The sequence below is a fragment of the Peribacillus acanthi genome (assembly GCF_003073175.1).
Classification (GTDB): domain Bacteria; phylum Bacillota; class Bacilli; order Bacillales; family DSM-1321; genus Bacillus_BN; species Bacillus_BN acanthi.
In genome coordinates this window covers 15,654-29,491 of sequence record NZ_QBBX01000006.1, presented here as the reverse complement: position 1 = coordinate 29,491, position 13,838 = coordinate 15,654, and the positions used below count along the sequence as shown (strand labels likewise).

Annotated in this window: 16 protein-coding genes; 9 read left to right on the top strand and 7 right to left on the bottom strand. The window is 35.1% G+C overall.

Features of this window, described 5'->3' with window-relative positions; all coding sequences use genetic code 11:
• Positions 1–47 precede the first annotated feature (47 nt).
• Entirely contained in the window at positions 48–1,634 is a 1,587-nt protein-coding gene (locus tag DBX25_RS07510; protein ID WP_108670169.1) for an ATP-binding protein, read from the bottom strand.
• A 158-nt stretch (positions 1,635–1,792) separates the two neighbouring features.
• On the opposite strand from DBX25_RS07510, the gene DBX25_RS07505 reads away from it, so the two are divergent.
• Positions 1,793–2,839, top strand: a complete 1,047-nt coding sequence (locus tag DBX25_RS07505) for a YkvI family membrane protein (RefSeq protein WP_108670168.1) — start codon at positions 1,793–1,795, stop codon at positions 2,837–2,839.
• 107 nt (positions 2,840–2,946) lie between these two features.
• On the opposite strand, the gene DBX25_RS07500 is transcribed toward DBX25_RS07505, so the two are convergent.
• Both DBX25_RS07500 and DBX25_RS07495 read right to left on the bottom strand, forming a co-directional pair.
• Positions 2,947–3,579 (bottom strand): hypothetical protein, encoded by a 633-nt coding sequence (locus tag DBX25_RS07500; protein WP_108670167.1) that lies wholly within the window; start codon positions 3,577–3,579, stop codon positions 2,947–2,949.
• Positions 3,580–3,655: 76 nt separating this feature from the next.
• A complete protein-coding gene (locus DBX25_RS07495) occupies positions 3,656–4,276 on the bottom strand; it encodes a CPBP family intramembrane glutamic endopeptidase (RefSeq protein ID WP_108670166.1) in 621 nt (206 codons plus the stop codon).
• Positions 4,277–4,415: 139 nt separating this feature from the next.
• On the opposite strand from DBX25_RS07495, the gene DBX25_RS21270 reads away from it, so the two are divergent.
• On the top strand, positions 4,416–4,520 hold the full coding sequence (locus tag DBX25_RS21270; protein WP_240338518.1) for a DUF6254 family protein: 105 nt from the start codon (positions 4,416–4,418) through the stop codon (positions 4,518–4,520).
• A gap of 103 nt (positions 4,521–4,623) precedes the next feature.
• On the opposite strand, the gene DBX25_RS07490 is transcribed toward DBX25_RS21270, so the two are convergent.
• Positions 4,624–4,815, bottom strand: coding sequence for a YkvS family protein (locus DBX25_RS07490; RefSeq protein WP_108670165.1), 192 nt, complete (start codon positions 4,813–4,815; stop codon positions 4,624–4,626).
• A 253-nt stretch (positions 4,816–5,068) separates the two neighbouring features.
• Between DBX25_RS07490 and DBX25_RS07485 the strand changes: the two genes are divergently transcribed.
• A complete protein-coding gene (locus tag DBX25_RS07485) occupies positions 5,069–5,263 on the top strand; it encodes a hypothetical protein (RefSeq protein WP_108670164.1) in 195 nt (64 codons plus the stop codon).
• Positions 5,264–5,367: 104 nt separating this feature from the next.
• Positions 5,368–7,221, top strand: coding sequence for a CapA family protein (locus tag DBX25_RS21265; RefSeq protein ID WP_240620205.1), 1,854 nt, complete (start codon positions 5,368–5,370; stop codon positions 7,219–7,221).
• A gap of 128 nt (positions 7,222–7,349) precedes the next feature.
• On the opposite strand, the gene DBX25_RS07475 is transcribed toward DBX25_RS21265, so the two are convergent.
• Complete coding sequence (locus tag DBX25_RS07475; RefSeq protein ID WP_157950908.1) at positions 7,350–7,838, bottom strand: sigma-70 family RNA polymerase sigma factor; 489 nt, start codon at positions 7,836–7,838, stop codon at positions 7,350–7,352.
• Between the two features lie 272 nt (positions 7,839–8,110).
• Here DBX25_RS07475 and DBX25_RS07470 point away from each other — a divergent pair, with 272 nt between their 5' ends.
• Positions 8,111–8,857 carry an SDR family NAD(P)-dependent oxidoreductase gene (locus DBX25_RS07470; protein WP_108670162.1) on the top strand — a complete coding sequence of 249 codons (747 nt, stop codon included), beginning with the start codon at positions 8,111–8,113 and terminating at the stop codon, positions 8,855–8,857.
• 163 nt (positions 8,858–9,020) lie between these two features.
• Here DBX25_RS07470 and DBX25_RS07465 read toward each other — a convergent pair whose 3' ends face one another.
• Both DBX25_RS07465 and DBX25_RS07460 read right to left on the bottom strand, forming a co-directional pair.
• The gene (locus tag DBX25_RS07465; protein ID WP_108670161.1) at positions 9,021–9,398 is read right to left on the bottom strand and encodes a PilZ domain-containing protein; all 378 of its coding nucleotides are present in this window, start codon (positions 9,396–9,398) and stop codon (positions 9,021–9,023) included.
• 76 nt (positions 9,399–9,474) lie between these two features.
• On the bottom strand, positions 9,475–10,308 hold the full coding sequence (locus DBX25_RS07460; protein WP_240620204.1) for a thermonuclease family protein: 834 nt from the start codon (positions 10,306–10,308) through the stop codon (positions 9,475–9,477).
• Between the two features lie 396 nt (positions 10,309–10,704).
• Between DBX25_RS07460 and DBX25_RS07455 the strand changes: the two genes are divergently transcribed.
• The 4 genes from DBX25_RS07455 to DBX25_RS21260 form a co-directional block, all read left to right on the top strand.
• Positions 10,705–10,962, top strand: a complete 258-nt coding sequence (locus DBX25_RS07455) for a hypothetical protein (RefSeq protein ID WP_108670160.1) — start codon at positions 10,705–10,707, stop codon at positions 10,960–10,962.
• A 301-nt stretch (positions 10,963–11,263) separates the two neighbouring features.
• Entirely contained in the window at positions 11,264–11,530 is a 267-nt protein-coding gene (locus tag DBX25_RS07450) for a phosphocarrier protein HPr (RefSeq protein WP_108670159.1), read from the top strand.
• Complete coding sequence (gene ptsP / locus DBX25_RS07445) at positions 11,530–13,248, top strand: phosphoenolpyruvate--protein phosphotransferase (protein WP_108670158.1); 1,719 nt, start codon at positions 11,530–11,532, stop codon at positions 13,246–13,248. The genes DBX25_RS07450 and ptsP overlap by 1 nt, the downstream gene beginning before the upstream one ends.
• A gap of 197 nt (positions 13,249–13,445) precedes the next feature.
• Positions 13,446–13,838, top strand: a 393-nt coding sequence (locus tag DBX25_RS21260; RefSeq protein WP_240620203.1) for an NAD(P)-dependent oxidoreductase, incomplete at its 3' end; no start/stop codon positions are given.

Here is a 13,838-nt window from a genome sequence, read left to right as displayed (position 1 = left end):
TGGGAAAGGCTGGATTACTAAAAATCCAGCCTTTCCCATTACTACTTTTAACCATAAGCAATACTTGAAGGGCTAATGGGGAGGATGATTTCAACTGTTGTTCCTTTACCTGAGGTGCTAGAAATGGTTAAAGTGCCTTGATGCTGTTCAATGATTCGTTCAGTAATCATTAAACCAAGACCGGTTCCAGTATCTTTTGTTGTGAAGAATGGTTTACCAATATCACGCATTATCTCTTCAGGTATTCCAACTCCATTGTCCGAAACTACGAACTTCAATTTATTTTCATCTACTCTTGAGACTTGAAACTTTATGTAGCCACCATCTGGTATTGCCTCGATTGAATTTTTGACTAAGTTGATGAAAACCTGTTTTAACTGGTTTACTTCACATAATATTTCAAGATCGAAGTCCGTGTACTGCCTTACTATTTCAATATTCTTGTATTGTGCGTCTTGTTCAAATAGGACAATGACTTCCTCAAGTATCTTCCTGATTTTTTGAATACTAAAATTAGATACATGTGGTTTAGACAGAATTAAAAATTCACTAATGATACTGTTCATTCTTTTGATTTCTGACAATATTAAGGAATAATAGGTGGAATGTTTAGAATCCTCTTCGTTTAACATTTGTATAAACCCACTAATGACTTGTAAAGGATTACGAATCTCGTGTGCCACTCCAGCTGCAATTTCTCCAGTTACCTTTAATTTTTCAGAGTTTGAAATGTATACATCTAGCTTTCTCCGTTCAGTTACGTCTCTGATAATTAGCGATATAGTAATGATGGTATTGTTAGAATCATAAATAGGAGAAATGGTCGCCTCCCCAATTATAAGATCATTTTTACTATCGATTGTTTTCAGTTCTTTTCCTAAGACACTTTCTCCATCCAAGACGGATGAAAGGTAGGAATCTATTTCAAGCTGATGTTCTGGAAAGATTGAATAAAGCGAAATTTGATCTTTTGGACGATTTTTCATGTCATAAAGTTTGCTAAAAGCTTCATTGAATTCTAGGACCTTTCCTGTTACAGATAAGACGGCTATTGGATCTCGGGAATAGGCAAATATTGATTCATATAGAGATTTTGTCGAGTGCAAATCAGCCTTCGTTTTAGTAACGTGTCTCTCATTTTTCTCCCAAAGGTGATTGGAGTGAGTCACCATATATAAAAGGGTCAGGAAAGTGAAAATTGAAAACAATATAAAAAACGGTATCTCATAAATATCTGAGCGCACCATCATACTTGGTCCCACAAAAAGAGCAGCAATAATTTGTAAACTGATGGATGCTACCGTTGCATAAATTAAAATCGTCTTCTGTTGATAAAAAGTTGAGACAATTATGGCGAAAATCATAAAAATAAAATTACTGAAAAAAGGTTGGGTGATGGTTAAGTAAAAAGTAAAACCCAATAGTGAAGATACGATGATATACATTACAACCTTAGGATTCAGATTGGATATTACACAAACCCAAATTAGTCCTAATAATAGGTAACCATATGGTGGCCAAATGATAGCCAAATCTTTTTCGATTAGGATGTAAAATACTGTATCTACAAACAAAATTACAGTAAGTAGTTTTACTAATATAACATTACGATGACTAATCAATTCCATTTGCATAATGATAACTACCTTTCAATTCATTCCCCATTATTTTACCATGGTTTCAAGTATTAGGCAGTCAGTTATTATATGGCAGGTAATTTACGAAAAGACAAGTTTTGCTTGTCTTTTTTCTATATGAGGTTCATATACATGATGTGAAGGGGGAAGTGGACATGAAGGGGAGATGGTCAGGAGCTTTCCAAATTGCTGCTGTCTATGTTGGAACAGTAGTAGGGGCGGGATTTGCGACGGGAAAAGAAATAGTTGAATTTTTTTCAAAATACGGGTTGTTTGGTACGTTATGTGTATTAGTGGCAGGGTTCATTTTTATATACTTTGGTACCAAGATGATGTTGTTGGCCCTTCGAACTAAATCTGCATCATATCAAGAGTTAAATGAACATTTATTTGGAAGGAGACTGTCTTCTTTCATTAACCTTCTTTTTTTTATTATGTTGATGGGGGTTACCTCCGTTATGTTTTCAGGGGCAGGAGCGGTTTTTGATGAACAGCTAGGGATTGGGAAAACAACAGGTATATTTTTAACGATGATTCTTTCATTTATAGTTTTATCATTTGGGGTAAAAGGTTTGTTTGCAGTAAATAGTTTTGTCGTACCCGTAATGATATTTTTTAGTGTTTTATTATGTGTTGTCAGCGTTTCTCAAGGAGATTACAGGTCTCATTTTTTTGCCATTCCTGAATCGATTCCTATTTGGAAAATGATGTTATCGCCGTTGTCATATGCAGCATTTAATTTGGCGTTGGCACAAGCAGTTCTTGTTCCAGTGGCCAATGATATAAAAGATGAAAAGATAGTAAAGGCAGGGGGGATTCTTGGAGGTTTGTTGCTAACAATTATCCTATTAAGCAGCCATTTGTCCTTAATCACTTTACCAAATGTTGCAGGCTATGAGATACCTACAGCTGAAGTGATGAAGTTCTTAGCACCTCAGTTTTATTGGATTTATATCTTTATCATTTATGGTGAAATTTTCACCAGTATTATCGGAAATTCATTTGGATTGGAAAGACAGCTTAAACCTATATTAAAGATTCGAGGGAGTGTCATTATTGTAGGGATATTCGGAGTTTCCTTTCTTATTAGTAAAATACAATATGGGATTCTTCTATCGTTTTTATATCCTTTGTTCGGGTACATAAGTATTGTTTTTCTGTTTTTATTATTCCGAGATCACTCAACTGCAAAAATAACTTAGTCATCTAATCTTACTGACCTTTGGTAAGGAATCCATATTCTTTTTTAGCTTTGCTACAAAAAAACGAGCCACTAATTAGTTGGCTCGTTTCTATTCTCGCGTATCGACTATTGATTACGTTGTATGGTTTTTGCCATTTCCAAGAAAGCTTGTCTATGGTCTTCGCCCTGTTTGGTGAAGATTGTTAGCTTTATTGGATTTGTAGAATCTTTAATTAAAACAGTAGTTACTGTCTCTTCTTCATTGGATGCTTGGTAAGAAACACTATTTTCAAACTTGAAATATTCTTCCTCAGGTTGAAGTATTTCTGTGCTTATCGCTTTAAGATGAGATTTCATGTATTCTTCTTCCTGTACAAAGTCAGGAGTGTCCTCTAAAAGCTCAATTCGCATGAACACATCATCATGTTCTTTCACATAGAGAATATCCTTATACGGTTCTTCAGCGGATAACTCGTATTCTGGAAGTACAAACATCGAATAACCTTGATTATCACTATTCTGTAAGGAAGCAGTTTGTTCTTCTTCTTTACCATTAACCAATACAGTCAAAGGTTGTTCCTGTAATCTTTCTAAATCAGTTTCTGCAGTTGCTTCATTTGATTCCGAGTTTTTTTGCTCATTTTGTGAGGTAGTTTCACCGGAAGCAGTCGATTCTTTAGAAGCGTCGTTCGATCCACATGCAGCTAGTATCAAAGAACAAATCGCCAAGCTTGCAAAAGTCCATTTCCATTTCGTCATCCAGTTGTCCCCCTATTACAAAACTGTTTGCCATATTTTTATTATAGTAAAAGTAGGACAAGCTGTAACCAAAAAGTTACTGTAAAGGTAAGATTTTCAGTAATAACAAGTCAAAAACTAGATGTGAAATAATCACCAAGGGAATACTGCGCTTCCAGTGGTACAATGATGACCAAATGATGCCGCATACTAAACCAGCTAACAAAAGTACAAGATTTTGTGCGTAAAGAAGAGGCAAGCTATAAAATACAGCAGACAGAAGAATGATAAAAGTTGGATTTGAGAAATATTGATATAATCTTTTTTGGACAAACCCTCTCCAAAAGATTTCTTCACCGGGAATAATGATTAATATCAAAAGTGCAAAATGCCAAGCCATTGTCGGACTATAGGCATTATAGAGTTCCGCAATTTGATTTGATAAATAACGTAGGTTACCTAATTCAACAACAAAGTTTCCAATCCAAAATACTCCATATAAAAGTAGACCTGATATTACACCAAATGATAAATAGGATGCAATGGACAATTGATCGTCTATATTCTCTGAAATAATTGCAATACTAATTAAAAATAGTGAAGTGGCTGTATATAAATACCAAAAAACAACAGGACTTTCTTGGTAACAAAAAAACAACAAAATATGGGCGAAAAGGAGCCCGCCAATCAGACGAACGTCCGTGGCCAATTTACTCATAATGAATTTTCCCTCCTAACAACAAAGCTTATTCTATCAGAAATGAAAGTGGTTTTTAAAGAGAAGTAAGGCAAATGGGTAAAATTGGGGAGAAGTACAGTTCTCGTTTAGGACAAAATACTAATCTGGAGGTGATTTTGTGTCAAAGTCTAAAAAGGAAAAGGAACGTCAATGGACTGTTCGTAAACAAGATCAAAAACCACATGGAAAAGTAAAATCACTTAAACAGTTAGATCAAGAATAGACGGAAATAAAGAATTAGGCATGAAGAAAGCCGACCATCTTAAGGTCGGCTAAAAATTATGGAACGATTTGAAAACGTTTACTAAACTCTCTAAATAAGCAAATTAATTTTGGACGGATTGTTGTATTATTTTGTAATTCTTATGGTTCACAACCGTTTTTTGCTCAAGTTCAAGATCACGATAATTTTCCATGATAGTCAAATCAACTATAACGGAATTTTCGTTTACTTTTTCGACGACTCCCTTTAATCCATCTCTAAATTCAATTACATTACCAACTTCAGCAATCTTCATCCCAACTCACACCTTTATTAACTATTTGAAAGGAACAATTTTCGAAATACACGAAGGTGAAACATTTTTGAACCACTATAATCATTGAATGATAAGTGTTAATATATTATATTGTAATAATTGTAAAATTACAAACTATTATTTTGGATTTTTTGAGAATATTCAATTTAATATCTCACAATCTTTTGAACCAATGATTTTTCATGTAGAATACGAATGAAATTGAAGATTATCTAAGTGAAGGGGTATGCTTATGAGCCAAACTTTATATGAAGAAATCCTTGATAAACTTGCTTCAAAGGAGCTGAATGAATATACCGTATCTAAGGAAGACTTCCTGACTTTTAGGTTTTTCTTAGTGAAAAGAGAAGATTTTAAGCATTTTCGAGGCATCGCACAACAAGGTGGCAGTGTAAAATATCAATACATGGATGAAGCTAGAAGTTAATCTCGGCATAATGTTACAAATTTTGCGGTTTGATTTCGACACAATCCTCTTTTTTCTTGCTATAAAATTAGAAATACAAGCAAGAGAGGGAGGATGATTGTCGTTTGAAACGTTTTTATAGTAAATTTTCCTTTTATACGGTGTTCATAGTGACCATACTTGTATCCCATCTAACCATAACGAATGCAGATGAAGCAGCTTATATTTCTACCACGAACCATACTCCTATGTTTAGCTCTACAAGTGGAAAAATAGTTCTCGGTACACTCAATGCCAATCAAATATTGAAGTTGGAAAAAGAACATACAGATTATTTTCAAGTCAAGTTTGGGCAAACATCTGTTTATATCAGTAAAACAGATGCAATTTATAAGAGTGTAGAAGATTCTTCCCCGTTCCACGGAAACACAACAATCAAAGGGTCAATTACTATTAAAAAGGAAACAGAAATAAAGGATTCAACCTCCCTTAATAGTGATAAAAAAGGTTTATTACATAAAGGTGTAATAGTAAATTATATTGAAAAAAGCGACACTTATTATAAAATTTCCATTGGACAAAGGTATTTTTTATTAAATCGTAATGACGTTGCTGAGCCATTTACGAAAGATACCATCTATTTCTCTACTGATATCTATGATTTACCTATCTTCACAAAGAAGCAGGGAAAGCTTGTCAAAATTGGAGTAGCACATAAGGGACAGGGATTTCAAAGGAGCGCAGAAGAAGGTAACTATCATGTCATTCAATTGGGGAACGAAAAAGCATACATAGCTAAACATCATACTTTTAGGGAAGATAAACGTCCATTTGAAATCCAATCAAATAAACTTAAGAATTTGGGTGTTATACAAATAAAGAAAGACTCGATTGTCTATATCATTAAAAATGGAAAACAAAAACCATTCATCACCTTATATAAGGGTCAAACCTATCCATTTGTTAAAATGGATAGCTCCACCTTTACCATCGAGCTAGCTGGAAGAACCGGGTATATTTCCAAGTCGAATGCGATTGATTTATACTCACCGATTCGAGTAACGTTTGTTGGAGATGTTATGATGGATTGGTCAATAAAAAAATCCATTCAAAAACATGGGGCTGATTACCCTTTCAAATATGTTTCACCAGAATTGAAGAAAAGCCACTTTGCGATAGCAAATCTTGAAACAGCTATTACGGACCGTAGTGTAACCTACCCGAAAACCTACAATTTCAAATCCGATCCTGTAGCAATAAAAGGTATGTTAAATGCTAATTTTGGTCTCGTATCATTGGCAAACAACCATACACTCGATTATCGAAAAGAAGGTCTGCTGGATACGATAACACACCTAAAGAAATCGGGATTGCCATCTATTGGAGCTGGAAGGAATATGACTGAAGCATTCCGCTCCTATACTAAAGAAATAAACGGGAAAAAATTAAGGTTTGTAGCATTTTCGAGGGTATTACCTGACGGCAGCTGGAGAGCGGGAAACAATACTATGGGCATTGCTAACGGGTATGACTTAAGGAAAATCCAATCAATACTCCGCAAAGAAAAGGTTGGAGCGGATTTTTTATTTGTCTATATCCATTGGGGAAAAGAAAAGAGCAATCGCCCAGAAAGTTTCCAACGGGACTGGGCAAGGAAAATGATTGATTCTGGTGCAGATGGTATTATTGGTAGTCATCCCCACGTGTTACAAGGTTTCGAATATTATAAAGGAAAGCCCATCGCCTATTCCTTAGGGAATTTTTTATTTCCTGACTATGTTACCGGAGCGACGGCTCAAACTGGATTATTACATTTAGATATTAAAAATAAGACAATAACTATGAATTTTTCGCCTTATATAATCCACAAAGATCAAATCAAAACGCAATCTAATGATACAAAACAAGTGGTCTGGAAACACCTGCAAAACATATCCTACGGAGTAAAGGTTGAGAAAGGCCAGATAACAAATTATTGATTAATAAGGGTCAAGTTTACTAGATTTTATTAACTAGTAGGCTTGACCCTTATTTTTGTAATTAATTGTTAAAGAGTAATTCTAGCTTCCACCAGTCTAAAGAAATGGGAATCATTATTCGTAATTGTTTACATCATATTTGCTACCGCCCTTAAATTGGCTAGAGCCAGTTTTCTCCAGGATTTAACTGTTTCAACCGATACATGATGTTCAACTGCTATTTCTTTAATACCTTTTCTTTCTAATATACCTCCTTTAATCCACTTTTTTTGGTTTTCTGTAAGGTGATAACAATACTGCCAGACAATTTCTTCTTGAAGATATTCCGGAAGGTAGCTTAACTGTGAATAGTATTCCTCCACTTGTGGATCGTACGTCGGATTACAAGTCTCATATCGATGTTCTTTCCGTAGATGATTTAATATTCGTCCACGAATTATAGAGTACGCAAAGGTAGTAAAGCCCCCTTTACTAGAATCATATTTCTCAGTAGCTTCCCATAATGCAATTAGTCCAATTTGAAAGTACTCATCCTTGTTTTTGTAAATACCAAGTGATTGAATAATACTATTTATTATGGGAGAGCAGTTTTCTACTAAAATTTCGAATGAATCCAATCTTTCCACTTCCATAAGTGAAAAGTGCACTTTTCAATATTCCTAGGTAGGCCAACTATAAATAAATATTTGGTAATAAGGTAATCGTTCTTTAATTTATTTCCTTGGATAGAAAAGATTATTTCCAAGCGAAAATCTGTAGTTTTAAGTGAGAATTATTGTGTAATAGTGTAGAAGTGGCATATTTTTAAGTACTGTCATTTTGAATTAGACGGATGAAGAGTTAAATTTGTTAAGAGGAAGTAAAGTTCATGAAAGGAAGGTTTATATAGATGTCTAAAAAATTCGAAGGGCAAATAGTGGTTATTACGGGTGGGTCCAATGGAATTGGAGAAGGGATTGCCAAAGGATTTGCCCAAAAAGGTGCTACAGTTTGCATCGCAGATTTAGATGACGTTAGGGGCAAAGAAGTTCAAAAGGAAATTGAAGATGAAGGTGGAACTGCAACATTCTTCCATATGGATGTAAAAATTGAAGAAGATGTTAAGAGAATAATTCATCAAGTGGACAAGCAGTTTGGAAAAATAGATATTTTGATTAATAACGCAGGTATTTCTAAATCTATTCCTTTCTTGGATTTAACCCTTGAAGAATGGGATGATATTATTCACACTAATTTAAGAAGTGTATTTCTAGTCTCAAGGGAGGCTGCAAAAATCATGCCACCAGGTGGGAGAATCATCAATATATCATCAACTAGAGCTGAAATGTCAGAGCCAAATTCTGAGGCGTACGCTGCTTCAAAAGGAGGGATCGTCTCTTTGACGCATGCCATAGCAGCTTCCTTGCAAATAAAGGGGATAACTGTAAATTGCATTAGTCCAGGTTGGATTCAAACTGTGGGTTATGAGGGCTTAAATAAAAATGACCACCTTCAACATTGGTCAAATCGAGTAGGTCGACCAGAGGATATCGCGAAGGCATGTTTCTATTTTTCTGATCCAGAAAACGATTTTATTAACGGACAAAATATTATTGTGGACGGTGGCATGACTCGAAAAATGATATATGAAGAATAAAACAAAGGGTGAACCATGTTTGGTTCACCCTTTAATACAGTAAAATGGAAGATTGAATAATAGGTGAGCAATTAAATGAGTTACTGTAATTATTTACTAGAGTTAAGTTTTGTCAAATGAATACAATGGATGCCTTACTTCAGTCATTGCTGGTATCGTCTTTTTACCAAAATTCGTTTTTCCTTTTGTTTCGTACAAATTCTTTTACTTCAGTTAAAATCACTTTTTCCAATTCTTCATCGGTTTCTATGGAATAACCGTACTCATATAGTTTTAACTTTCTTTTTTTCCAGGCTATTTTTCCAGGCAGAGTAATAAGATTTCCGTTCAATGTTATGGTGATTTCAAACATAATTCCATTTGTAATTGGAATGTCCAATAGTGATTGGAATTTGCAGCCTCTTTGACTGATATCCAATAACTCGATTTTTCCTTTTTTACTTTGCCCAGATAATCCTTTAATGCTGGTAATAACAAAATGACCACTAATCGGTTCTGGGAATTGATAACGAAAAGGTTCGTCTCTTTTATATTTCATCATAGAAGTTCTCCAATTCAAAAATAGCCATTCTATAGCTACATTTTGCGAAAATTTACTTAAAAAAGCAATAAAATTATTATGAGTTCGACTTCCTGAACCCCGCTTCTATAGCTTCACCTTCAGTACAGAACCATCGTTCAGGTTTGGTGATTTTATAATATTGTCCGGATGGAATATGATAAATTTTTCCTCTGGAAGTGATATTTCCTTTAATTGTTGGATTAGAACATTTTGATGAAATGCCTTTCTCAGTATCCTTGGAAGTATTACCCGAAAAGTGCTTTGATTTAAATCCTGATTCAGTCGCATAGCTTTCTATAGACCAAATGCCTATACCCTTTTTCTGGGCATCACTTTGGAGTTTTTGTAATTCGTCTATATATTTCGTATTGGGTGGATAAATGTAAGCTACACGAGCCAGTCCTTTTTGTAAAAGGATAGCGTTAATCATTTCATTCTCTTTATACATATATGCTAACAATCTCCCATATTTATCCCTTTCTGATATCCCAAGCTCTATGGTGACACTTGTATTAGGTGGCAAAGTCTCTTTCATGAAAGAGCTTGCTTCTTTTCCATAGGGTTGAACAGGTTTCGAAGGATGAACGGTTTCAGGAGTATCAACCAATAAAAGTCTTATAGATTCTATGCTTCCATTATCCAGCTTCACCTGTATTGTATCGCCATCAATTACTTTCATAATTTCAACAGTTAAAACTTTACCAATAGGTTCTTTTGCAGATAATCCTTTTACAATTTGGACATAGGTCTCCTTTTCAGGAGCTTGTGTTTGAGTTTCCTTTAAATTACTTGAGGAATCTAAACAACCACTTAAAATTAATAGTATAAAAATCAATATAGGAAACATGAAATGTTTAAAGGAAGGTTTAGAGTAATGATGTTTTAGCATGTGAACACCTCGTTGTAAATGTTGGTTATCAATTATTACTTTAGATTGAAAGCAGGTTAAAATTTTTTAGCCCATTTTTTAATGTGGAGTGAATCTGTATCAATCCACATGGAAAATCTTATCACTAACATCTCTTTTAGACGACCTTTTAACTTAATTAGCAAACAATCTGTCATTTTTTTGAACAGAGTATAGACAGCGGTAAGAACTGATCACTTTCAATAATCAGTTGCACTTAATGACGTTCTAAATAAGTTTTCCAATCATAGTTTTTATACTACCTATAATTATCCTGGGTATAGCAAAAGAAGTGGCTGTTTAAAGTTCCCGAACAGAATATAGGGTAATAACAAGAAACTTAGGTGTAGTTTCTATTAACAAAATGGGGTGAAAACGATGAAGGATGAACTGATTTATGGTCGTATGAAAGATTTAAATGGAAGAATGCTACAATCCATATTAAATGAAAGTGAAGGAATTGATTCGAAGGATTTACGGAAGTCATTAGAACTGACTCTTAGAACCATGCAAAATCTGATTTCTATTCTTGAAAATCAAAATGTTAACTGTCTTCCACTTAAACAGGCTGCGCTTACTAAAACAAGGGTAGCTTTTAATGTATTGATTAAACCTCAATCGTCGAATCTTCTATGATAATCTCATTAAAACAATCCTTATTTTTCAGTTCTTCCCAGCATCTTCATAATGAAAGGGTTTTCACATAAAAATACAAGTTTCTGAATGCTAAATTAGTTGATTTTAAATTCATTCTTATGTAGGATTTCAAGTATAAGAAGGTATTAACCTTCCTTTAAAATCACAGCCGATTAATTGGCATAATCAATGCCCCAATCGCTAAACATACATTCTATTCAATTGGGGTATTCTTTAATTGTACATAGTTCAATTAAAGTAGATTAAAATATATTCTTTTTTAAAAAAGGAGATCAGGATCATGGTAGAAAAAACATTTAAAGTAACAGCAGAAACAGGAATTCATGCTCGTCCAGCAACTCTTTTAGTACAAGCTGCTAGCAAATTTGATTCAGAAATCAACCTGGAGTATAAAGGTAAAAAAGTTAACTTGAAATCTATCATGGGTGTTATGTCCCTAGGTGTAGGCCAAGGTGCCGATATTACAATTTCCGCAGAAGGAAGCGACCAAGAAGATGCTCTTCGCACTTTAGAAGAAACTCTACAACGTGAAGGCTTGGCAGAATAATGTCAACCATGCTTCAAGGAATCGCAGCATCGAATGGAATTGCAATCGCCAAGGCATACCGCTTGATTGAACCGGACCTTACTGTAACTAAAAATGAAATCGCTGACAGGGAGGCTGAAGTATCCCGGTTTAAAGCAGCAATGGAAGAATCTAAGTCAGAACTTCAATTGATTCGTGATCGGGCTGATCAAGAATTGGGTGCGGATAAGGCAGCCATTTTTGATGCCCATTTGTTAGTTTTAAGCGATCCAGAATTGATTAATCCTATTGAGGATCAAATTCATTCAGAGGGATTAAACGCTGAGGTTGCATTAAGGAATACTGCAGATATGTTCATTAATATGTTCGAGCAAATGGACAATGAATATATGAAAGAAAGAGCTGCCGATATTCGTGATGTGACAAAACGGGTTTTATCACACCTGTTAGGAGTTAAAATTCCTAATCCAAGCATGATAGCGGAAGAAGTGATTATTGTTGCAGAGGACCTGACACCATCGGACACCGCACAATTAAACCGTAAATTTGTTAAAGGATTCACGACTGATATTGGCGGACGTACATCCCACTCGGCCATCATGGCTCGTTCAATGGAAATACCTGCTGTAGTAGGTACGAAGGAAGCCACTAGTACCATACAAAATGGGGAAATCATTATTGTCGATGGATTGAATGGTCAAATTCATATTAATCCTACCCCTGAACTCTTGAAGCAATATGAAGAGATTCATTCTCAATATGAGAAACAAAAAGCTGAATGGGCTAAACTAGTGAACGAAAAGACGGTTTCATTGGATGGCCACCATGTGGAGCTTGCTGCCAATATCGGTACTCCTAAAGATTTAAAAGGAGTAATTGAAAATGGTGGTGAAGGAATAGGTCTTTACAGAACTGAGTTCCTTTATATGGGAAGAGATCAATTACCAACCGAGGAAGAACAATTCAAATCCTATCGTGAAGTTCTTGAAGGCATGTCTGGTAAGCCAGTTGTCGTTCGAACGCTTGATATTGGAGGGGATAAGGAACTTCCTTATCTAAATCTTCCAAAGGAAATGAATCCTTTCTTAGGCTATCGGGCGATTCGTCTTTGCTTAGAGGAACAAGAAATTTTCCGTACACAACTTCGTGCATTGTTACGTGCGAGTACCTATGGGAATTTAAAAATAATGTTCCCGATGATTGCGACTTTACAAGAATTCAGACAAGCTAAGACCATTCTTGAAGAAGAGAAACAGAATCTAGTGGCAAGCGGTGTTCAAGTTTCTGATTCGATTGAACTTGGAATTATGGTTGAGATTCCTGCCACGGCAGTTTTAGCAGACCAATTTGCTAAAGAAGTAGATTTCTTCAGCATTGGAACGAATGACTTAATTCAATACACGATGGCAGCAGACCGCATGAATGAAACAGTCTCTTATCTATATCAGCCTTATAATCCTTCGATTCTTAGATTAATTAAAATGGTAATTGATGCGGCACATAAGGAAGGAAAGTGGGCAGGAATGTGCGGAGAGATGGCTGGTGATGAAATCGCCATTCCAATCTTGCTAGGACTTGGATTAGACGAGTTCTCAATGAGTGCAACATCCATTTTAAAAGCACGATCATTGGTTCACCAATTATCTAAACAAGAAATGGAAACTCTAGCTAAAGATGTCCTTCAGCTTAGCACAAATGATGAAGTCATCGAAGCAGTAAAAAAAGTTGTAACTTTTTAATAATTTTGGTTTAGTAGTCAATCTATGGGGTAATAAATAATATGCACAGTAGTTTAGCTCTTTGTGGCTAACATTCTCATTTCCCCCATTGATGCCGATCGATTATTCGATCGGTTTTTTTATATTATAAATAAAAGAACCGGTATCTGACTAATGTTATAATACATAGTATAAATCACCTGTTTGGGGGCATATGGATGGATAATCAAAAAAATAAGATTGGTTTCATTGGTACTGGTGTCATGGGAAAATCCATGGTTAGAAATTTAATGAAAGCTGGATTCCCGGTAAGTGTTTATAGCCGAACTAAAGAAAAAGCGATTGAACTTCTTAATGAAGGGGCAATATGGAGTTCAAGCCCGAAAGAATTGGCCCAAAATATGGATGTGATTATTTCTATAGTTGGTTATCCAAGTGATGTTGAAGAAATCTACTTAGGAGAAGATGGGATTATCCATAATGGAAAACCAGGACTGACCGCTATTGATATGACAACCTCCAAACCATCTCTAGCCGTTAAGATATATGATGAAGCGAAGACCAAAGGCATTTTTTCTTTAGATGCTCCAGTTTCAGGTGGGGATGTTGGA

What these genes read in the sequence shown, in the direction of transcription:
- DBX25_RS07455 (WP_108670160.1), top strand. Translation starts at nt 10,705, where the DNA reads ATGAAGGATGAACTGATTTATGGTCGTATGAAAGATTTAAATGGAAGA.
- DBX25_RS07485 (WP_108670164.1), top strand. Translation starts at nt 5,069, where the DNA reads ATGAGCCAAACTTTATATGAAGAAATCCTTGATAAACTTGCTTCAAAG.
- DBX25_RS07460 (WP_240620204.1), bottom strand. Translation starts at nt 10,308, where the DNA reads ATGCTAAAACATCATTACTCTAAACCTTCCTTTAAACATTTCATGTTT.
- DBX25_RS07500 (WP_108670167.1), bottom strand. Translation starts at nt 3,579, where the DNA reads ATGACGAAATGGAAATGGACTTTTGCAAGCTTGGCGATTTGTTCTTTG.
- DBX25_RS07505 (WP_108670168.1), top strand. Translation starts at nt 1,793, where the DNA reads ATGAAGGGGAGATGGTCAGGAGCTTTCCAAATTGCTGCTGTCTATGTT.
- DBX25_RS07470 (WP_108670162.1), top strand. Translation starts at nt 8,111, where the DNA reads ATGTCTAAAAAATTCGAAGGGCAAATAGTGGTTATTACGGGTGGGTCC.
- DBX25_RS07465 (WP_108670161.1), bottom strand. Translation starts at nt 9,398, where the DNA reads ATGATGAAATATAAAAGAGACGAACCTTTTCGTTATCAATTCCCAGAA.
- DBX25_RS07450 (WP_108670159.1), top strand. Translation starts at nt 11,264, where the DNA reads ATGGTAGAAAAAACATTTAAAGTAACAGCAGAAACAGGAATTCATGCT.
- ptsP (WP_108670158.1), top strand. Translation starts at nt 11,530, where the DNA reads ATGTCAACCATGCTTCAAGGAATCGCAGCATCGAATGGAATTGCAATC.
- DBX25_RS07510 (WP_108670169.1), bottom strand. Translation starts at nt 1,634, where the DNA reads ATGCAAATGGAATTGATTAGTCATCGTAATGTTATATTAGTAAAACTA.
- DBX25_RS07490 (WP_108670165.1), bottom strand. Translation starts at nt 4,815, where the DNA reads ATGAAGATTGCTGAAGTTGGTAATGTAATTGAATTTAGAGATGGATTA.
- DBX25_RS07495 (WP_108670166.1), bottom strand. Translation starts at nt 4,276, where the DNA reads ATGAGTAAATTGGCCACGGACGTTCGTCTGATTGGCGGGCTCCTTTTC.